Raw genomic sequence first — 20771 nt, forward strand, 5'->3', positions numbered from 1 at the left:
TCCTCACATCCGGAAGACGCCGAAGCCGGGCCCGGCCGGGTCCTTCTGGGGCAGCGGGGCATTGGCGCAGGCGGTCAGGGCGAGGCCCAGCACCTGCCGGGTGTCCACCGGGTCGATCACGCCGTCGTCCCAGAGCCGGGCGGTGGCGTAGTACGCGTTGCCCTGGGTCTCGTACTGGGCGCGGATCGAGTCCCGGAACGTTTCCTCGTCCTCGGTGGGCCACGCGTCGCCGAGCTGGTCGCGCTTGACGGTCGCCAGGACCGACGCGGCCTGCTCGCCGCCCATCACCGAGATCTTGGCGTTGGGCCACATCCACAGGAAGCGCGGGCTGTACGCCCGGCCGCACATGGAGTAGTTGCCCGCCCCGTACGAACCGCCGACCACGACCGTCAGCTTCGGCACCCGCGTGCAGGCCACCGCCGTGACCATCTTCGCGCCGTGCTTGGCGATGCCGCCCGCCTCGTAGTCCCGGCCGACCATGAAGCCGGAGATGTTCTGGAGGAAGACGAGCGGGATGCCGCGCTGGTCGCACAGCTCGATGAAGTGCGCGCCCTTCTGGGCCGACTCGGCGAACAGGATGCCGTTGTTCGCCACGATCCCGACGGGGTGGCCGTGGATACGGGCGAAGCCGGTGATCAGCGTCGTACCGTACTCCGCCTTGAACTCCTGGAACCGTGAGCCGTCCACCACCCGGGCGATGACCTCGCGTACGTCGTAGGGAGTCCGGGAGTCGACCGGCACCACCCCGTACAGTCCGGCCGGGTCCACCTTCGGCTCCTCGGCCGGCTCGACCGACCAGGGGAGCGGGGCGCGGTCCGGCAGGGTGGCCACGATGTTGCGGACGATGCGCAGAGCGTGCGCGTCGTCCTCCGCGAGGTGGTCGGTGACCCCCGACGTACGGGAGTGGACCTCGCCGCCGCCCAGCTCCTCCGCCGTGACGACCTCACCGGTCGCGGCCTTCACCAGTGGCGGGCCGCCGAGGAAGATCGTGCCCTGGTTGCGGACGATCACGGCCTCGTCGCTCATCGCCGGGACGTACGCCCCGCCCGCCGTGCAGGAGCCCAGCACGGCCGCGATCTGCGGGATGCCCGCCCCCGACATGCGGGCCTGGTTGTAGAAGATCCGCCCGAAGTGCTCCCGGTCGGGGAAGACCTCGTCCTGCATCGGCAGGAAGGCGCCGCCCGAGTCGACCAGATAGAGGCAGGGGAGCCGGTTCTCCAGCGCCACCTCCTGCGCGCGCAGGTGCTTCTTCACCGTCATCGGGTAGTACGTGCCGCCCTTGACGGTCGCGTCGTTGGCGACGATCACGCACTCGCGCCCGCTGACCCGGCCGATCCCGGCGATCACCCCGGCCGCCGGGGCGGCGCCCCCGTACAGCCCCTCGGCCGCCAGCGGGGCCAGCTCCAGGAACGGGGAGCCCGGGTCGAGGAGGGTGTCGACCCGGTCCCGGGGGAGCAGCTTGCCGCGGGCCTCGTGGCGGGCGCGCGCCTTCTCACCCCCGCCCAGCCGTGCCGTGGCGAGCCGTGCCGCCAGCTCGTCGGCGAGCGCGAGATGCGCCGCCTCGTTGGCCTGCCAGGCCTCCGAGGCGGGATCGCCCGCGCTCGCCAGGACCGGTGCCTGCTGCATCGTGTCGAGCCCCCTTGCCCGTGCCGCGCCCGTCAGCTGCTGTTGACGACGGTGAGCTGTTGTTAATGGCCGTTAACGCGTTTCCCTCAGGTTAACGACCGCTAACGACCCTGTCTAGAATGAATCCTCATGAGCACCCATGCCGCCGCCCGCGTCGCGGCCCCCACCCGCCGCGAGCAGATCCTGCGGGAGGCCGCACGCCTCTTCGCCGAGCGCGGCTTCCACGGTGTCGGCGTCGACGAGATAGGCGCCGCCGTCGGCATCAGCGGCCCCGGCCTGTACCGCCACTTCCCCGGCAAGGACGCGATGCTCGCCGAACTGCTGGTCGGCATCAGCGAACGGCTGCTGGCGGGCGGCCGCCTGCGGGTGTCGGAGGACGCCGCGCGCGGCCACGGCTCCCCGGAGGCCCTCCTGGACGCGCTCATCGAGGGCCACATCGACTTCGCCCTCGACGACCGCCCCCTCATCACCCTCCACGACCGCGAGCTCGACCGGCTGCGCGACACGGACCGCAAGCGGGTGCGCCGGCTCCAGCGCGAGTACGTGGAGGTCTGGGTGGGCGTCGTCCGCGCCCTCTACCCCGGCCTGCCCGAGAACGAGGCCCGTGTCACCGTGCACGCCGTCTTCGGCCTGCTGAACTCGACCCCGCACCTGGCCCGCCCGGAGGCCCGCCCCGGCCGCGAGGCCACCGCCGCGCTGCTGCACCGGCTGGCGCGGGGGGCGTTCGCGGCCGCCGAGGACCTATCCTGAGCAACGTCTTCCTCTCCTGTTCCTCTCCTGAGCAGAGATTTCCTCTCCTGAGGAACCTGGAGCGGGATCGGCACGTCTGTCCGGTCAGGACGAAGAGATACGGGAGTGCCTGACCATGGCCGTCTCACTGGGCGAAGAGATCATGCTGCTGTCGCTGGACGACACGACCGGCGCGGCGAAGGGGGAGTCGGCGGCGCGCTGGGGCGTGGCCGCGGGCATGCTCCTGGAACTGGTCATGGCGGGCCGCGTCACGGTGAAGGGCGGCCGTGTCGAGGTCTTCGACCCGTCCCCGACCGGCGACGCCCTCCTGGACGGACGGCTCGACCGGCTGGCGCGCTGGGTCCACGGGGCCTCCAGCAGCCGCAAGGTGGTCGACTGGCTGAGCCGCGACCACGCGAAGGGCTCGCAGGACGTCGTGGCCGGCCTCTGCGCCCGCGGCCTGGTGACCGAGGAGAGACACCGGGCCCTCGGCGTCTTCCCGGTGCGGCGCTACCCGGAGGCCGACGGATCCGTGGAACGGGAGCTGCGCGAACGGCTGTCCGCCGTGGTGCTGCACGGGGCCGAGCCGGACGTCCGCACCACCGCGCTGGTCGCCCTGCTGCACGCCACGGGGATGCACGCGCAGGCCTTCTCCGGCCTGCCGAAGAAGCAGGTGGCCCCGCGCATGTCGGAGATCGCCGACGGCCACTGGGCGGGGGTCAGCGTGCGGGAGGCGATCCGCAACCTCCAGGCGGCGATCTCGACGGTGACCGTGGTGACGGTGCTCTCCGTCGTGCCCTGAGCCCGGGTCCACGGGCACCGCACCGCAAGTCGCGCCGGCGGCCGTGTCCGCCGTCCGGGACGCCGGGCGCGCCCCGCACCCCGGACGGCACAATGGGCCCATGCCGATACCCAGCCGCGCCGCCCTCGTCGACCACCTCGTCCGTTCGCGTATCGCGGGGGACGTCGCCACCCCGCGCGACAACAACCTCTCCCACTACCGCAAGCTCGCCAACGGTGACCGCCACTACTGGCTGGGCCTGGAGCTCGGCGACCGCTGGACCGACGAGCAGGACGTGCTCGCGGTGATGGCCGAGCGCTGCGGAGTGAACGACGACCCCGCGCACCGGACGGGCCAGGACACCATCGACCCGGAGCTGACCGTGGACGGCCTGGAGCGGATGGCGGCCCGCCTGCGCAAGGCCGCGGCCGGCCGTGAGCGGGTCCTTTTCGCCACCGGCCACCCCGGTGGCCTGCTGGACGTGCACCGGCAGACGGCGGACGCCCTGCGCCGGGCGGGCTGCGAGACCGTCCGCGTCCCCACCGGGCTGATGGCCGACGAGGGCATGGTCTTCCAGTTCGCCGATGTGGCGATGCTGGAGCGCGGGGCGACCCTCTGGCACACCCACTCCCCGGCCCCCATGGCGGCCATCCTGGACGCCATGGAGCACCTGGGCCGCCCGCTGCCCGACCTCGTCGTCGCGGACCACGGCTGGGCGGGATGCGCCGGCCAGCGCGGACTGGACGCGATCGGCTACGCGGACTGCAACGACCCGGCCCTCTTCCTCGGCGAGTCGGAGGGCACCCTCCAGGTCACCGTGCCGCTGGACGACCACGTCACCGACCCGCGCTTCTACGACCCGATGACCGAGTACCTGCTGCACGCGGCGGGGCTGCTGGAGGAGGGGCCCGCGGAGCCGGAGGCGGACGGGTCCGCCGCGTAGGCTCCCCGGCCGCGGTGTCTTCCCGGGCCCAGCGGCAGGGGCAGGGGCTGGGCTGCCGGCCACGCCGGGCCCGGGGTCTCAGAGGCTGGGTTGCCGGCCACGCCGGGCCCGGGGTCTCAGAGGCTGGGTTGCCGGCCACGCCCCGGCGTCGGGTCCAGATATACCCGCTGGATCGAAGGGAACCGCTCCCGCAGCCGCGCCTCCGCCTCCTCGCAGGCCCACTCGACCTCCTCGGCGGTGGCCATGTCCCGGAAGTCGACCTTCGCGGCGATCAGGATCTCGGTCGGCCCCTGGATGAGTGTGGTCAGCTCCAGTACGTCGACGATGTGCGGGACGGACATCAGCTCGTCCCGCACCCCCGCCCGCACCGCCGGGGGCAGCGGCCGGCCGATGAGCAGCTGGGCGTTGGACCGACCGAGCACCCAGGCCACGTACACGAGCAGCAGGCCGATCAGGCAGGACGCGATCCCGTCCCACACCCCCGACCCCGTCAGCTGCCCGCCGAGCAGCCCGCCCGCCGCCAGCAGCAGCCCGATCATGGCCGCCGAGTCCTCCATGACAACGGCCTTCACGGCGGTGTCGGGGGTGTGACGCAGGTAGTACGTGTCCGGCACCCGCAGCCGTGACGCCTCACGCCGCACCTGCTTGACGCCGGTGCGCAGGGAGTAGCCCTCCAGGAGGAAGGCGACGCCGAGGACGACGTAGGAGACGACCGGGTTGCCCAGCTCCTCGCCCGCGACCAGGGTGTGCACCCCGTCGTAGATCGAGAAGACCGCACCGCCGACGAAGGTGGCGATGGAGGCGAGCATGGCCCAGATGTACCGCTCGGGGCCGTAACCGAGGGGATGGTCCTCGTCGGCCGGCTTCCCGCTCCGCTTGAGCGCGGCGAGGAGCATGACCTCGGTGACGGTGTCCGCGACCGAGTGGGCCGCCTCGGAGAGCATCGCGCTCGATCCGCTGATCAGCCCCGCGACGGCTTTCGCCACGGCGATGCCGAGATTGGCGAGGGCCGCCACGATCACCGTGAAGGTGGACTCCCCGCCCTCGGTTCCGCTCTCCACTTGCGCGTCAGTCATGCAGGGGAGTATGTCCGGAACGCCGCGTCACATGCCGTTCATCCCCGGGGGACGCGGACGACGCCCTCCTGGATGACGGTGATGGCGAGGCGCCCGTCGGCGGTATGGATGCGGGCCTGGCCCAGGCCACGTCCGCCGGAGGCCGACGGCGACTCCTGGTCGTACAGCAGCCACTCGTCCGCCCGGAAGGGCCGGTGGAACCACATCGCGTGGTCCAGGCTCGCGCCGACCACGTCCCCCACCGCCCAGCCGCCCCGCCCGTGGGCCAGGAGCACCGAGTCCAGCAGGGTCATGTCGGAGACGTACGTGGCCATGCAGACGTGCAGCAGCGGATCGTCCGCGAGCTTGCCGTTGGTCCGGAACCAGACCTGCGAGCGCGGCTCCCGCGCCTGGCCCACCGTGCCGAACGGCGGCGCGTCCACGTACCGCAGGTCCACCGCGGCCCGCGCCTCGATCAGCCGGTCCACCATCCCCGGGTCGCTGAAGCGGTCCGCGTACCGGGGCAGCATCTCGGCGGCCGTGGGCAGCGTCTCCGGATCGGGGGAGTCCGGCATGTCCGCCTGGTGCTCCAGCCCCTCCTCGTGACTCTGGAAGGACGCGGAGAGGTGGAAGATCGGCTGCCCGTGCTGCACGGCGACGACCCGGCGGGTGGTGAAGGACCTCCCGTCGCGGATGCGGTCCACGCTGTAGACGATCGGCGCGCCCGGGTCGCCCGCCCGCAGGAAGTAGGCGTGCAGGGAGTGGGCCGCGCGTTCGGCGGGGACGGTACGGCCCGCGGCGACCAGCGCCTGGGCCGCGACCTGTCCGCCGAACACCCGGGGCACGACCGCGCTGCGGCTCGTGCCCCGGAAGATGTCCCGCTCGATCTGCTCCAGGTCGAGCAGATCGAGCAGGGAATCGAGTGCTGCGCTCATGAAGAGAACGTCGTCCTTACAGTCCTTACAGTCCTTGCAGAAGCGCGCGCTTCTCTACAGACCCATCGACTTGGCGATGATCGACTTCATGACCTCGCTGGTGCCGCCGTAGATGCGGTTGACGCGGTTGTCCGCGTACAGGCGGGCGATCGGGTACTCGTTCATGAAGCCGTAGCCGCCGTGCAGCTGGAGGCAGCGGTCGATCACGCGGTGGGCGACCTCGGTGCAGAACAGCTTGGCGGACGCGGCCTCCGCCGCCGTCAGCTCACCGGCGTCCAGCGCCTCCAGCGCGCGGTCGGCGACGGCCTGGGCCGCGTCCACCTCGGCCTGGCAGGCGGCCAGCTCGAACTTGGTGTTCTGGAACGAGGCGACGGTCTTGCCGAAGACCGTGCGCTCCTGGACGTACTCCTTGGCGAACCGGACGGCGGCCGCGGCCTGCGCGTACGCGCCGAAGGCGATGCCCCAGCGCTCGGAGGCCAGGTTGGTGCCGAGGTAGCCGAAGCCCTTGTTCTCCTCGCCGAGGAGGTCCTCGGCCGGGACCTTGACGTCGACGAACGCCAGCTCGGCGGTGTCGGAGGTCTTCAGGCCGAGCTTGTCCAGCTTGCGGCCCACCGAGTAGCCCGCGGACTTGGTGTCGACGGCGAACAGGGAGATGCCGAAGCGGCGGTCGTCCTCGCGCGGGGCGGCGGTGCGGGCGCAGACGATCACGCGGTCGGCGTGGACGCCACCGGTGATGAAGGTCTTCGCACCGTTGAGGACGTAGTGCGTGCCGTCCTCGGAGAGCTTGGCGGTGGTCTTCATGCCCGCGACGTCGGAGCCGGTGCCCGGCTCGGTCATCGCCAGGGCCCACATCTCCTCGCCGGTGGCGAACTTCGGCAGCCAGCGCTTCTTCTGCTCGTCGGTGGCGAGCATCTTGACGTAGGGGAGGCCGAGCAGCGTGTGCACGCCGGAGCCGCCGAAGGAGACACCCGCGCGCGCGGTCTCCTCGTAGATGACGGCCTCGTACTTGTGCGAGTCGATGCCCGCGCCGCCGTACTCCTCGTCGACCTCGATGCCGAAGATGCCCAGCTCACCGAGTTTGAGGTAGAACTCGCGCGGCACCACACCCGCGGCGAACCACTCGTCGTACACCGGCACGACCTCGGCGGCGATGAAGGCGCGGATGGTCTCCCGGAACGCCTCGTGGTCCTCGTTGAATACCGTACGGCGCACGGGGTGCCTCCTTGGTCGGCTGGTGTGGTCGCTCACCGGGCATGGCTAAGCGCTTGCTCATTCCCTCTCGAAGTTACCGGTCGGTCACGGAGCTGTCCAGGGTGATGCTGAGCACGCGCGGGAGGCCGAGCCGGTGGTGGGCCTACGCCTTCACGTGATGCGGACGCGCATGCGGCCCCGCACCCGCGGAGGTCAACCCGTACGCCGCGCCGGTCCGGCGTCCGGTGGGCGTTCCGCGCCGGAGGGCGCTGGGCGTTCCGCGCCGTAGCCTGGCGGGCGCTCCGTGGCGGAGGGCGAAGGGCGTCGTTCCGTGGCCGGGTCGGAGGCCGGCGGTTGTGCCTGGGCGGCGGTGAGTGCGGCGCGGATGGCCGCCACGGCCTCCATGAGCCGCGCCCGCGAGGCCGGCGACGCCCGGGCCAGGGCGGCTGCCAGCCGCTCCTCGCGCCGGGCCCGCAGCCGTTCGAGGTGCGCCCGCCCCTGCACGGTCAGCCGTAGCTCGACCTCGCGCCGGCTGGCCGGGCTGGAGGACCGCCGTACGAAGCCGAGGGCTTCCAGCCGGTCGCACAGTCGGCTGACCGACGACGGTGCGGCATCGAGGTCCGCGCCCAACTGCCGCAGATTGATGCCCTCCCGGCGTTCGATCACGTACATGACCCGAAGCTGCGGAGCGGAGACGGTGACGGGCGAGAACCCGTCGGGAACCCGTGTCCAGTAGACCTCCAGCAGCTCGATGATCCCGCGCATCGCCTCCGCCACTTCGCGGAGACCGTGGTCAGGGCCGGAATGCTCTTCGCCCATGCTGGGACACCCTTGGTCGAGCTTGCGGCCCTGTGCCGCGCCGTGCGGGTGGTCCAGTGCGCGGCCACCGCCGCTACGGCACAGCTCAGGGCGGGTCTTCCCTAGCGTTGACGCCCCAGCCGTTCCGAAACCTACGATTCTTCCCGGCCACCCGAAATGGTGCGTGTCCGCGAGCCGCGCGGCGGCATCGAATTCCCCCTAAACGGATCGGAAAACACACGAGTTCGCAGACATGGGGGCCGTAGTGCGGGGCACGAGGCTGTCAGCGGTTGCCCAGCGATGGAGCAGCCCGCCGGGATCGCTGGTGAGAGCGCGGTCCACCTGACGGCAGACCGGTCGGAGCGCATGCGCTCCGGGCTCCTGCTTTCCCGGCACCTGACTTTCGGAATCCTGGAAGTGGGCACGGTGGAATGCACACCTTTTCGGAGGTGTGCGGGCCGCCGAGTCAATAGACATTCATTGTGCGATCGAAGGAGTTTTCATGAGTGAGAACCTGTGGGGCTACCAGCCGACCGCCGGCCACACCGCTGGCACCGACCTGATCGGTTACAAGGTCGAGGCGACCGACGGCAGCATCGGCAAGGTCGACAAGCACTCCGACGACGTCACCTCCTCGTACCTGGTGGTCGACACCGGCGTATGGATCTTCGGCAAGCACGTCCTGCTCCCGGCGGGCACGGTGAACCGGATCGACTCCGACGACAAGAAGGTCTACATCGACCTCACGAAGGACCAGATCAAGGACGCCCCGGAGTTCGACAAGGACAAGCATGTCGCCGACGCGGACTTCCACCGCACGACCGGTGAGTACTACGGCCGCCACCGTCGCGTCTGATTCGACGGCGACGCCGGCGGAACAGCCGTAGCAGCGGGCGGGGCGGGACGCGAACGATCGCGTCCCGCCCCGCCCGCGTGCGCGTGGCGGGGCGGCTGCAACGGCCGGTTGCCTTCGCCCGCCCGCCGATCGGGGGCCGCCTAACATCATCTGCCATGACGACTCTGATCGTGACCGTCGCTCTGGCACTCGTCGGCTACTTGGCGACGTACCTCAACGGTGTGCGACTGGCGCAGCGGCAAGCTCGTCTGGAACGCGTCAACCTGCAGTTGAGCGACTTCTACGGGCCCTTGTTCGCGCTGATGGAAGCCAACAGCAGGACCTACGACACCTTCGCCGAGCGGCATGCCCGGCCCGACGGCCGCGACCCCTTCGATCACGACATACCGCCCACGGAGCAGGAACTCGCCGAGTGGCGCACGTGGGCCGGCACGGTCTTCATCCCCAACATCCGGGCGATGCGCGATGTGGTGGTCACCAAGGCGGATCTCCTCATCGAGCAGGAGATGCCCCCGGCCCTGCTCCAGCTCTGCGCCCACGTCTCGGGTTACGAGATCACCGCTGCGCGATGGGCACAGGGCCGCTACGAGGAGCACCTGTCGGTCATACCCTTCCCCGGCCGGGAGTTGCTGGACTACACCCGTGACAGGTTCACGCGGCTCAAGAAGGAACAGGCGGTTCTCCTCGGCCGCGCCGCAACGGAGGGCCGTCGGGCGGGGCTGTTCGGCCGCCCGCGATGAAACCCGCTTCCCCTGAGGTGGGTTCGTCGGCCGGCCGGGCCCTGCCGGTCTCCTTCATCGCGGTGGGCAAGGGGGTGCGGCGTCAGCTGTCCGGGGCCGTACCCCGTCGTGGTTCTCGCGGACGACGGTGAAGCCGGCCGAGCGGTAGAGCGCCACCGCCGCCTCGTTCCTGGCCGGGGTCAGGACCGCGACCGCGCTCGCGCCCCGGTGGGCCAGTGCCTGGCAGGCGCCCAGGACGGCGTCGCGGCCGTAGCCGTGGCCGTGATGGTCCGGGTGGGTGCCGACCGGTTCGAGCAGCCCGCACCTGCCTTCGCCGGCGAACCATCCGGTCGCGGTCGCCGCCGGGTCCCCCGAGGGGGTGCGTACCCGTCGGACCAGTCGTTGCCGGGTACGAGCAGGTCTTCGGCATCCGCCGCGAGCGCCCCGGCATCGGCGCCGGGAGCGGCGGTCACCCGCAGTACGGGGCCGTCGAGGAAGCCGACCGCCACGGGTGTCCCCGCATCGGCCCAGAGATGGACGGTCGCGTCGTCGAATCGCAGGAGCCAGCCCACGTCTCCTGGATGGAGGCCGCCGCCCGGGGCATCGGCCGGCGGCCACTCACCGAGTGCGCGCAGTGCCGGGGCGGTTTCGGCGGGGGACAGGCGGTGTCGCGCGAGCGAGGTCATGGGTGGCACGGTAGCGAGCGCGGTCGCGGTGGTGCGAACGTATTTCCCCACTCCTCGCGCAGCTACTCCCGTCGCAGCGCGAGCCACAACTCCGCCCTCACGTCCATGTCGTTCAGGTCTGCGGCGAGCAACTCCGCACATCGCCGGATGCGTTGGCGGACGGTGTTGCGGTGGACGGCCAGCGCCACCGCCGTACGGTCCCAACTGCCGTGCAGGGAGAGCCAGCAGCGCAGGGTGTCGGCCAGGGGTGGGGTCAGCGGGTCGAGAAGCAGGCGGGCGTGGGCGGCCGCCTGGTCGGGTGGGATCAGGGCGGCCAGGCCGGTGAGGGGGGTGTCCACCGCCAGGGGGGTGCGGGTCGCCTCCGCGTGGGCGAGGGCGCGGGCCGCCCGGAGGTCGGCGGCGCCGAGGGCGGCGAGCGGGGTGGGGGTGGAGACGCCCAGGGTCCAGCCCGGTTGCGGGGTGACGGTGGGGGCGGGCGGGGCCGGGTCCGTCTGGTCGCCGTCCGGTCGGGGCGTCGCGTGGTCGCCGTCCGGTCGCTGGGTTGCCTGGTCGCCGTCCAGGCGCGGGGTCGCTTCGCGGTCGTCCGGTCGCCGGGTCGCCGTCTCGCTGTCCGGTCGCCGGGGCGCCGTCTCGCTGTCCGGTCGCCGGGTCGCCGCCGCGCTGTCCGGTCGCCGGGTCGCCGCCGCGCTGTCCGGTCGCCGGGTCGCCGTCCCGCCGCCCGGTCGCCGGGTCGCCACCTCGTCGGCGGGGAGCAGTACCCGTACCGCGTCCGCGTCCTCGCCCGCGTCCACCAGTGCCGAACCGAGCGAGGCTCCGAGCGCCCCGGCGGTCAGGGCGTCCGCCCTCATGCCGTCCGTGCGTCGGGCGTGGACCACCGTCCACGAGGCGGCCGCCCCTTGCGCTCCGCCCGCCCCCAGCAGCGGGGCCACCTCGGCCGGGGACGCGCCGAGCAGCAGCCGTACCAGCGCCGCCGAGCGGTCCGCCGCGCCGGCGCCCTGGTGCGGGGCGGCCAGCAGGGAGAGCAGAACCACCGCGATCCCGGCCACCGTGTGGTCGCCCGCCTCCCGCCGCCGGGTCGCCAGGGCCAGGACGAGGCCCTCGCCGCCGCCCAGCGCGTACGCCCACAGGTGTGCCTCGCCGTGGGTGTCGGTGGCCGAGGCGGGGGCGCCGGGGCGTTCTCGGGCGACCACCCGGGCCAGCCGCGCCAGTGCCGCCGCCGCCTCCGGGGGCGGGCGGCGGCCCGCCGCGTGGACCTCCTCGCCCCTCGCCGTCAGCAGCGCCGCCCGGCCGCTCAGCTGCGTGGCGAGCTGGTGCAGGACCGCCGGTACGGGGTCGGGGCGCGCCGCCGCCGTCGCCAGGGCCTGCTGGGCCCGGGTCACCCGGCGCAGCTCCCGGTGGCGGGCCTCGGCCATCAGGCGCCACACCGCCCGCGCGATCGTGGTGAACGGGGTCTCGGGCGGCACCTCGACCAACGGCAGCCCATGCCGGTCGCACGCCTCGACCAGCGCCTCCGGGACGCTCTCGTGCACCGGCCGCACCCCGAAACCGAGCGCCGCCGCCCCCGCCTCCACCAGCCGCGCCACGTAATGGTCCGGGTCCGTGAGCAGCACCCCGGCGCTCAGCAGCAGCTCACCGCCGAGGAGGTACGGGTAGGGGTCGGCCATCTCCGAGGTGTGCACCCAGAGGAGGTCGGCGTCGGCCGGGCCGGCGATCCGGCGCAGGCCCAGCTCCTCCCGGGCCAGGAGTTCGGCAAGGGGGATCGGCGGTGCTGGTGGGCCCGGGGTCCGCGGTCCGGTGGCGGGTGTCGGCATGGACGGTTCATCCATTCGGTGCGGCGGAAGTGGAGGAAACGTACACTTCAGCGTCGCCTTCCGGCCACCTACCGTCTTCCTCGCACCTACATCTGCGCGAGACGGAGGGAAGCCCATGGCTGTCGACTACGCCGTGATCGTCGTCTACCTGGCCGGCATGCTCGCCATGGGCTGGTGGGGCATGCGCCGCGCCAGGTCCAAGAGCGAATTCCTGGTCGCCGGCCGCCGCCTCGGGCCCTGGATGTACTCCGGCACCATGGCCGCCATCGTCCTCGGCGGCGCGTCCACCATCGGCGGTGTCGGCCTCGGCTACCAGTACGGGCTCTCCGGCGCCTGGATGGTCTTCACCATCGGCCTCGGCCTGCTGGCGCTCTCCGTCTTCTTCTCCGCGCGCATCGCCCGGCTGAAGGTCTACACCGTCTCCGAGAGGCTCGACCTGCGCTACGGCGGGCGGGCCGGGATCATCTCCGGCGTCGTCATGTGGGCGTACACGCTGATGCTCGCGGTCACCTCGACCATCGCGTACGCCACCATCTTCGACGTCCTCTTCGACGTGAACCGCACGGTGGCCATCGTCCTGGGCGGCGCCATCGTCGTCGCGTACTCGACGCTCGGCGGCATGTGGTCGATCACGCTCACCGACATGGTCCAGTTCGTCGTCAAGACCATCGGGGTGCTGCTGCTCCTGCTGCCCATCGCGGTGGTCAAGGCGGGCGGCTTCAGCGAGATGAAGGCCCAGCTGCCCACCGAGTACTTCGACCCGCTCGGCATCGGCGGCGAGACGATCTTCACGTACGTCCTGATCTACACCTTCGGCATGCTCATCGGTCAGGACATCTGGCAGCGGGTGTTCACCGCGCGCAGCGACCGCACGGCGCGGTGGGGCGGGACGGTCGCCGGTACGTACTGCCTCGTGTACGCCATCGCCGGAGCCGTCATCGGCACGGCCGCCAAGGTGATGTACCCGAACCTGGCGAGCGCGGACGCGGCCTTCGCCACGATCGTCAAGGACGAGCTGCCGGTGGGGGTGCGGGGGCTGGTGCTGGCCGCGGCCCTGGCCGCCGTGATGTCGACCTCGTCCGGGGCGCTGATCGCCTGCGCGACCGTCGCCAACAACGACATCTGGTCGCGGTTGCGGGGGGCCGTGGTGAGCGGTGGAGGCGGTGGCGAGCCGCATGACGAGGTCAAGGGGAACCGGGCGTTCATCCTCATCATGGGGATCGCGGTCATCCTCATCGCCATCGCGCTGAACGACGTGGTCGAGGCGCTGACCGTCGCGTACAACCTGCTGGTGGGCGGCCTGCTCGTGCCGATCCTGGGCGGACTGCTGTGGCGGCGCGGGACGGCGGCGGGGGCGCTGGCGGCGGTGTGCGTGGGCGGGGTCGCGGTGATCGGGCTGATGGCGTACTACGGGATTCTCGCCAACCAGCCGATCTACTACGGGCTGCTGTCGTCGCTGGCCGTGTACGTCGTCGTCTCGCTGGCCACGCCGCCCACGGACGCGGCCGTGCTGGCCGCCTGGCGCGAGCGGCTGGCGGGGCGCGAATCCAGCCCGTCCGGCGTTTGAGGAAGGAACCCTCGCGCCCGGGTCCGGCGGGCGCGAAAGATGCCCTCGATCGCCGGTCGGGCTGAGTTCGACGGAGCCGGCCACCCCCTGACCGGTTCCGTCCTCAAACGCCGGACGGGCCTGAGGTGACGGGCCGGGTCCGAGGGTCCCGCACACTTGACACCGTACGAAACCCGTACGAATTCTGAAACGAAAGGCTCCCCACCCCCATGAGCAGCACCGAATCGCCGCGCGGTCCCGTCGACTCCTCCCGCGTCCCGCGGTACGCCGGGCCCGCGACGTTCGCCCGGCTGCCCCGGCTCGACGAGGTCGGGCGCACCGATGTCGCCGTCGTCGGCGTGCCCTTCGACAGCGGGGTCTCCTACCGGCCCGGCGCCCGGTTCGGCGGCAACGCCATCCGCGAGGCCTCCCGGCTGCTGCGCCCGTACAACCCGGCCCAGGACGCCTCCCCGTTCGCCCTCGCGCAGGTCGCGGACGCCGGGGACATCGCGGCGAACCCGTTCAACATCAACGAGGCCGTCGAGACCGTCGAGGCAGCCGCCGACGACCTGCTGAACACCGGCGCGCGCCTGATGACGCTCGGCGGCGACCACACCATCGCCCTGCCCCTGCTGCGCTCCGTCGCCAAGAAGCACGGGCCCGTCGCCCTGCTCCACTTCGACGCGCACCTGGACACCTGGGACACCTACTTCGGCGCCGAGTACACCCACGGCACCCCCTTCCGCCGGGCCGTCGAGGAGGGCATCCTCGACACCTCCGCGCTCTCCCACGTCGGCACCCGCGGCCCGCTCTACGGCAAGCGGGACCTGACCGACGACGAGAAGATGGGCTTCGGCATCGTCACCTCCGCCGACGTCATGCGGCGCGGCGTCGACGAGATCGCCGACCAGCTGCGCCAGCGCATCGGCGACCGGCCGCTCTACATCTCCATCGACATCGACGTCCTGGACCCGGCGCACGCTCCCGGCACCGGCACCCCCGAGGCCGGCGGCCTCACCTCCCGCGAGCTGCTGGAGATCCTGCGCGGCCTGGCCTCCTGCCACCTGGTCTCCGCCGACCTGGTCGAGGTGGCCCCCGCGTACGACCACGCCGAGATCACTTCCGTGGCCGCCTCCCACACCGCGTACGAGCTGACGACGATCATGTCCCGGCAGATCGCCGCCTCGAAGGACGCCAAGGACGCCAAGGACACGAAGTGAGCCACGATCACGACGACCGGCCGCAGCTGACCCCCGCCCAGGCCGCCGCCGTACTGAACCCGCCGCCCGGCCGCAACGGCGGTGACCTCGTCGTCGAGTCCCTCCAGGGGCTCGGCGCGACCACCGTCTTCGGGCTGCCCGGCCAGCACGCGCTCGGCATGTTCGACGCGCTGCGCCGCTCCTGCCTGTCGTACGTCGGACTCCGCGTCGAGAACAACGCGGGCTTCGCCGCCGACGCGTACGGCCGGATCACCGGCGAGGTCGCGCCGCTGCTCCTGTCCACCGGGCCCGGCGCGCTCACCTCGCTCGCCGCGCTCCAGGAGGCCGCCGCCGCCTCCGCCCCCGTCCTCGCGATCTCCAGCCAGATCCCCACGGCGGGGCTCGGCGGCGGGCGGCACGGCTATCTGCACGAGCTGCGCGACCAGCAGGCCTCCGTCCGCGACATCGTCAAGTCCGTCCACACCGTGCGCAGCGCTTCCCAGATCCCCTCCGCGATCGCCGCCGCCTGGGAGTCCGCGCTGACCGCCCCGCACGGGCCGGTCTGGGTGGAGATCCCGCAGGACGTGCTGCTGGCCGGGACGACCCTGCCGGTCGTCAGCGCCATGGACGCCACCCCGCGCGAGCTCTACCCGCGCCCCGAGCTGACGATCGCCGCAGCCCACCTGCTGTCGAACGCCGAGCGGCCGGTGATCATCGCGGGCGGCGGAGTCGTACGCTCCGACGCCTCCGGCAAGCTGCTCGCGCTGGCCGAGAAGATCGACGCGCCCGTCGTCACCACCTTCGGCGGCAAGGGCGCCTTCCCCTGGGAGCACCCGCTGTCGCTCCGCTCCTGGCTGGAGGACCGGCGCACCACCGACTTCCTGGAGGACGCGGACGTCCTGCTCGTCGTCGGCTCGGGCCTCGGCGAACTCTCCTCGAACTACCACACCTTCCGGCCACGCGGCCGGGTGATCCAGATCGAGGCGGACGCCGGGAAGCTGGAATCCAACCATCCCGCCCTGGGCATCCACTCCGACGCCCGGGAGGCGCTGGCCGACCTGCTGGAGGCCGTGGAGCCGCGCGAGGACGCGGGGGCGGCGGAGCGCGTACGCACGGTGCTGGAGAAGGTACGGGTCCGGATCGACGCCCAGGAGCTCACCCTGGAGCAGCAGGTCCTCGCCGCCGTCCGCGAGGCGCTGCCCGACGCGTCGCCCAGCTTCTGGGACATGACGATCCTGGCCTACTGGGCGTGGTCCGCGTTCGACGCGCGGCGCCCCAACACCATGCACTCCGCCCAGGGCGCGGGCGGTCTCGGCTACGGCTTCCCGGCGGCCATCGGCGCCGCCTCCGCCGACCCGACGACCCCGGTGCTCGCGGTCTCCGGCGACGGCGGCGCGATGTACTCCATCGCGGAGCTGGCCACCGCCCGCCAGTACGACCTGCCGCTGACCTGGCTGATCGTCGACGACGGGGGCTACGGCATCCTGCGCGAGTACATGACGGGCGCCTTCGGCGAGGCCTCGGCCACCGAACTGTCCCGCCCGGACTTCGTCGCCCTGGCCGAGTCCTTCGGCGTGCCGGCCGTCCGTACGACACCGGAGTCGCTCGCCGCGGATCTGGGCAAGGCCCTGGCCGAGCCCGGACCGTCCGTCGTCGTGCTCCCGGCCCTGCTCCGGATGTTCGAACCGACGCATCTGTAGGCCGCTACGGCGGGGCCCTCGGCCCGTGGCCGCCGCCCTCCCCGCGCTCGCGTCCGCTTCCGCCTCCGCTTCGGCGGCGGAGGCGGAGGCGGGTGCGTCGGGTTCGATCTCGATCACCTAGGGCGTATCCATATATCGAAACGCACAGATGCTCCAGTGTTCGCCGCCCTGTCTTCGCCGCGCAGTCACCCGAAGGGGTGATCTCCTCTCGGCGGTCGTCGTGGTGCCGAAGCGCCTCCTTCTTTGTTGCGGAGGGATGAAATCCGCTCCCCGCCGTGTTGGTGCCTTCCGGAAGATCAGGTCGGACGGCTCGGAAGCAGGAGGCAACGCGTGACGGGCGCAGAGCAACAGGGGTGGGGCCGACGGCTGACCGGGTACGCGTGGCGGTACCGGCGCAACGTCGTGCTCGCGCTCGGTTCCTCGCTCGCCGGGATGGCGGTCATGGCCCTCGTCCCGCTGATCACCAAGGTGATCATCGACGACGTGGTCACCGACCACACGCGCTCCCTCGCGCTCTGGACCGGCCTCCTCGTCGGCGCCGCCGTCCTCGTCTACATCGCCACCTACATCCGCCGCTACTACGGCGGCCGGCTCGCTCTCGACGTGCAGCACGACCTGCGTACGGACATGTACACGACGATCACCAGGCTCGACGGCAAACGGCAGGACGAGCTCTCCACCGGACAGGTCGTCGGCCGGGCCACCAGCGACCTCCAGCTCATCCAGGGGCTGCTGTTCATGCTCCCGATGACCATCGGGAACGTCCTGCTCTTCCTGCTCTCCCTGGTGATCATGGCGTGGCTCTCCCTGCCGCTCACCCTGGTCGCCCTCGCCGTCGCCCCCGCCCTCTGGTTCATCGCCCGCCGTTCAAAGACCCGCCTCTTCCCCGCCACCTGGTACGCCCAGGGCCAGGCCGCCGCCGTCGCCGGGGTCGTCGACGGGGCCGTCTCCGGGGTCCGGGTCGTCAAGGGGTTCGGCCAGGAGGACCAGGAGACCGGCAAGCTCCGCGAGGTCAGCCGGCGGCTCTTCGCCGGGCGGCTGCGCACCATCCGGCTGAACTCCCGCTACACCCCCGCCCTCCAGGCGGTCCCCGCGCTCGGCCAGGTCGCCATGCTCGCCCTCGGCGGCTGGCTGGCCACCCGGGGCGAGATCACGCTCGGCACGTTCGTCGCCTTCTCCACCTACCTCGCCCAGCTCGTCGGCCCGGTCCGGATGCTCGCCATGGTCCTCACCGTCGGCCAGCAGGCCCGCGCCGGTGTGGAACGCGTCCTGGAGCTCATCGACACCGAGCCCTCCATGCAGGACGGCACCAAGGAACTGCCCGCCGACGCCCCGGCCGGCATCGAGTTCGACGACGTACGGTTCGGCTACGCTCCGCTTCGCTCCGCCTCCGCCACAGACACAGACCTCGGAAGCGGAGCCTCGGACCGCCCGGTCCTCGACGGCTTCTCGCTCACCGTCGAACCCGGCGAGACCGTCGCGATCGTCGGCGCGTCCGGCAGCGGCAAGTCCACCGTCTCGCTCCTGGTGCCCCGCTTCTACGACGTCTCCCACGGCGCCGTCCTGATCGGCGGCCACGACGTCCGCGAGCTCACCCAGGCGTCCCTGCGCTCCGCCATCGGCCTCGTCCCCGAGGACAGCTTCCTCTTCTCCGACACCGTCCGCGCCAACATCGCCTACGGCTTCCCCGAAGCCACCCAGGACCAGATCGAGCAGGCCGCGCGCGCCGCCCAGGCGCACGGCTTCATCGCCGCGCTGCCCGACGGGTACGACACCACCGTCGGCGAGCACGGCCTCACCCTCTCCGGCGGCCAGCGCCAGCGCGTCGCGCTCGCCCGCGCCATCCTCACCGACCCCCGCCTCCTGCTCCTGGACGACGCCACCTCCGCCGTCGACGCCCGTGTCGAGCACGAGATCCACGAGGCACTCAAGCAGGTGATGCGGGGCCGGACCACGCTCCTCATCGCCCACCGCCGCTCCACCCTCCAGCTCGCGGACCGCATCGCCGTCCTGGACGGCGGAAAGCTCGCCGCCCTCGGCACCCATGAGGAGCTGGAGCGCACCTCCCCGCTCTACCGCCGCCTGCTCACCGACCCCGACGAGCTCGGTGGCACCTCCCCGGGCCATCGGCCGCTGCACACCGAAGCGGACCCCGACGGCGACCGCGCCCTCCAGAAGGAGTTGGACGCCGAGTTCGACGCCGAGCGCGGGGTCACGCCCGAGCTGTGGATCCGCAAGGAGGAGGGGCGGGACGCCACGGTCGCCGGGATGCCCGCCACCCCCGAGCTGCTCGCCCAGGTCGAGGCGCTGCCGCCCGCCACGGACACCCCCCGGGTCGACGAGGCGCGTGCCGTGCGGTCCGAGGACTCCTACGGGCTGCGCCGGCTGCTGGGCGGCTTCGGCGCCGCCCTGCTCATCAGCCTCGGGCTCGTCGCCGTCGACGCCGGGATGGGCCTGCTGCTGCCGGTCCTGATCCGGTACGGGATCGACGAGGGCGTCAACCAGGTGGCGATGGGCGCGGTGTGGGCGGCCTCCGCGATCGCCCTGGCCGTCGTGGTCGTCCAGTGGGTGGCCCAGACCGGCGAGATCCGGATGACCGGCCGGACCGGCGAGCGGGTGCTCTACTCGCTCCGCCTGAAGATCTTCGCCCAGCTCCAGCGGCTCGGCCTCGACTACTACGAGCGCGAGCTGACCGGCCGGATCATGACCCGGATGACCACGGACGTGGACGCGCTCTCCACGTTCCTCCAGACCGGCCTGGTCACCGCGTTCGTCTCGGTCGTCACCTTCTTCGGCATCATGGTCGCCCTGCTCGTCCTGGACATCCAGCTCGCCCTGGTCGTCTTCGCCACCCTGCCCGTGCTGGTCGTCGGCACCTTCTTCTTCCGCCGCAGCAGCGTCAAGGCGTACGAACTGGCCCGCGAGCGCATCAGCGGGGTCAACGCCGACCTCCAGGAGTCCGTCTCCGGCCTCCGGATCGTCCAGGCCTTCGGCCGGGAGCACGCCGGCGCCGCCCGGTACGCCGAGCGCAGCGACAGCTACCGCCAGGCCCGGGTACGCGGCCAGTGGCTGATCTCCGTCTACTTCCCGTTCGTCCAGTTGCTGGCCTCGGTCGCCGCGGCCGCCGTGATCATCGTCGGCGCGGGCCGGGTCGACGACGGCACGCTGACCACCGGCGCCCTGGTCGCCTACCTCCTGTACATCGAGCTGTTCTTCGCCCCCGTCCAGCAGCTCTCCCAGGTCTTCGACGGCTACCAGCAGGCCACCGTCTCCCTCGGCCGCATCCAGGAGCTGCTGCGCGAGCCCACCTCCACCGCCGACCCGGACGAACCGCTCGACGTGCTCTCGCTGCGCGGCGAGATCGCGTTCGAGGACGTCTCCTTCTCGTACGACAGGGAGGACGCGGCGGAGGAGGCCCTCACCGGCATCGACCTGCGCATCCCGGCCGGACAGACGGTCGCCTTCGTGGGCGAGACGGGCGCGGGCAAGTCGACCCTGGTCAAGCTCGTCGCCCGGTTCTACGACCCCACCAGCGGCCGGGTCACCGCCGACGGCACGGACCTGCGCCGGCTCGACATGACCGCCTACCGCCACCGCCTCGGCGTCGTCCCCCAGGAGGCGTACCTCTTCGCCGGCACGGTCCGCGACGCCATCGCCTACGGGCTGCCCGACGCCACCGACGCGCAGGTGGAGGCCGCCGCCCGCGCGGTCGGCGCGCACGAGATGATCGCCACGCTGGAGGACGGCTACCTCCACGAGGTCGCCGAGCGCGGCCGCAACCTCTCCGCCGGGCAGCGCCAGCTCATCGCGCTCGCCCGCGCCGAGCTCGTCGACCCGGACATCCTGCTCCTCGACGAGGCCACCGCCGCCCTCGACCTCGCCACCGAGGCCCTGGTCAACCAGGCCACGGACCGGCTGGCCGGTCGCCGCACCACGCTGGTGGTGGCCCACCGCCTGACCACCGCCGCCCGCGCCGACCGGGTCGTGGTGATGGACCAGGGGCGCGTCGCCGAGGACGGCACGCACGACGAGCTGCTGGCGCTGGACGGCCGGTACGCCCGGCTGTGGCGCGCGTTCATAGGAGAGGACATAGGCGAGGACGAGCCTGCGGGCGTCTGAGCTTCCTCCCGAGGCAACCTCCCGACGCAACCTGCCGGACGCAACCTCCCGGACGCGGCCTCCCGGATGCAACCTCC

The 20771-nt window shown here is 72.2% G+C and carries 15 protein-coding genes and 1 pseudogene; 9 read left to right on the forward strand and 7 right to left on the reverse strand.

The features are described 5' to 3' along the window. Window positions 1-3: 3 nt before the first annotated feature. Entirely contained in the window at window positions 4-1626 is a 1623-nt protein-coding gene (locus ACIQAK_RS06765) for a carboxyl transferase domain-containing protein (protein ID WP_366387219.1), read from the reverse strand. Between the two features lie 129 nt (window positions 1627-1755). On the opposite strand from ACIQAK_RS06765, the gene ACIQAK_RS06770 reads away from it, so the two are divergent. The 3 genes from ACIQAK_RS06770 to ACIQAK_RS06780 all read left to right on the forward strand — a co-directional run bounded on the left by ACIQAK_RS06770 (window position 1756) and on the right by ACIQAK_RS06780 (window position 4079). Further along, window positions 1756-2376: a TetR/AcrR family transcriptional regulator gene (locus tag ACIQAK_RS06770; RefSeq protein WP_366387220.1), complete on the forward strand. Its 621-nt coding sequence runs from the start codon at window positions 1756-1758 to the stop codon at window positions 2374-2376. Window positions 2377-2491: 115 nt separating this feature from the next. Continuing rightward, complete coding sequence (locus tag ACIQAK_RS06775) at window positions 2492-3157, forward strand: GPP34 family phosphoprotein (RefSeq protein WP_366387221.1); 666 nt, start codon at window positions 2492-2494, stop codon at window positions 3155-3157. Window positions 3158-3257: 100 nt separating this feature from the next. Further along, window positions 3258-4079 (forward strand): phosphatase, encoded by an 822-nt coding sequence (locus ACIQAK_RS06780; RefSeq protein WP_366387222.1) that lies wholly within the window; start codon window positions 3258-3260, stop codon window positions 4077-4079. A 116-nt stretch (window positions 4080-4195) separates the two neighbouring features. Here ACIQAK_RS06780 and ACIQAK_RS06785 read toward each other — a convergent pair whose 3' ends face one another. The 4 genes from ACIQAK_RS06785 to ACIQAK_RS06800 form a co-directional block, all read right to left on the reverse strand. After that, a complete protein-coding gene (locus ACIQAK_RS06785) occupies window positions 4196-5155 on the reverse strand; it encodes a cation diffusion facilitator family transporter (RefSeq protein ID WP_366387223.1) in 960 nt (319 codons plus the stop codon). 38 nt (window positions 5156-5193) lie between these two features. Beyond that, window positions 5194-6069 (reverse strand): acyl-CoA thioesterase II, encoded by an 876-nt coding sequence (locus ACIQAK_RS06790; RefSeq protein ID WP_366387224.1) that lies wholly within the window; start codon window positions 6067-6069, stop codon window positions 5194-5196. A 54-nt stretch (window positions 6070-6123) separates the two neighbouring features. After that, on the reverse strand, window positions 6124-7281 hold the full coding sequence (locus ACIQAK_RS06795; protein ID WP_073873291.1) for an acyl-CoA dehydrogenase family protein: 1158 nt from the start codon (window positions 7279-7281) through the stop codon (window positions 6124-6126). 192 nt (window positions 7282-7473) lie between these two features. Further along, window positions 7474-8079, reverse strand: coding sequence for a MarR family winged helix-turn-helix transcriptional regulator (locus ACIQAK_RS06800; RefSeq protein WP_366387225.1), 606 nt, complete (start codon window positions 8077-8079; stop codon window positions 7474-7476). Between the two features lie 481 nt (window positions 8080-8560). On the opposite strand from ACIQAK_RS06800, the gene ACIQAK_RS06805 reads away from it, so the two are divergent. Next, a complete protein-coding gene (locus ACIQAK_RS06805; RefSeq protein ID WP_366387226.1) occupies window positions 8561-8914 on the forward strand; it encodes a PRC-barrel domain-containing protein in 354 nt (117 codons plus the stop codon). Between the two features lie 155 nt (window positions 8915-9069). Beyond that, window positions 9070-9654, forward strand: coding sequence for a hypothetical protein (locus ACIQAK_RS06810; protein WP_366387227.1), 585 nt, complete (start codon window positions 9070-9072; stop codon window positions 9652-9654). A 54-nt stretch (window positions 9655-9708) separates the two neighbouring features. Here the strand turns inward: ACIQAK_RS06810 and ACIQAK_RS06815 are convergent. Beyond that, window positions 9709-10319: pseudogene (locus ACIQAK_RS06815) on the reverse strand (GNAT family N-acetyltransferase). Window positions 10320-10381: 62 nt separating this feature from the next. Next, entirely contained in the window at window positions 10382-12145 is a 1764-nt protein-coding gene (locus tag ACIQAK_RS06820; protein WP_366387228.1) for a PucR family transcriptional regulator ligand-binding domain-containing protein, read from the reverse strand. Window positions 12146-12245: 100 nt separating this feature from the next. On the opposite strand from ACIQAK_RS06820, the gene ACIQAK_RS06825 reads away from it, so the two are divergent. The 4 genes from ACIQAK_RS06825 to ACIQAK_RS06840 all read left to right on the forward strand — a co-directional run bounded on the left by ACIQAK_RS06825 (window position 12246) and on the right by ACIQAK_RS06840 (window position 20694). Further along, a complete protein-coding gene (locus tag ACIQAK_RS06825; protein ID WP_366387229.1) occupies window positions 12246-13697 on the forward strand; it encodes a sodium:solute symporter in 1452 nt (483 codons plus the stop codon). Window positions 13698-13906: 209 nt separating this feature from the next. Beyond that, window positions 13907-14896 carry an agmatinase gene (speB, locus tag ACIQAK_RS06830; RefSeq protein ID WP_366387230.1) on the forward strand — a complete coding sequence of 330 codons (990 nt, stop codon included), beginning with the start codon at window positions 13907-13909 and terminating at the stop codon, window positions 14894-14896. Beyond that, complete coding sequence (locus ACIQAK_RS06835) at window positions 14893-16575, forward strand: thiamine pyrophosphate-binding protein (RefSeq protein WP_366387231.1); 1683 nt, start codon at window positions 14893-14895, stop codon at window positions 16573-16575. The genes speB and ACIQAK_RS06835 overlap by 4 nt, the downstream gene beginning before the upstream one ends. A gap of 330 nt (window positions 16576-16905) precedes the next feature. Beyond that, window positions 16906-20694, forward strand: coding sequence for an ABC transporter ATP-binding protein (locus tag ACIQAK_RS06840; protein WP_366387232.1), 3789 nt, complete (start codon window positions 16906-16908; stop codon window positions 20692-20694). Window positions 20695-20771: the final 77 nt, after the last annotated feature.

It is taken from the genome of Streptomyces sp. NPDC088706 (assembly GCF_044752765.1).
In the GTDB taxonomy this organism is placed as follows: Bacteria; Actinomycetota; Actinomycetes; order Streptomycetales; family Streptomycetaceae; genus Streptomyces.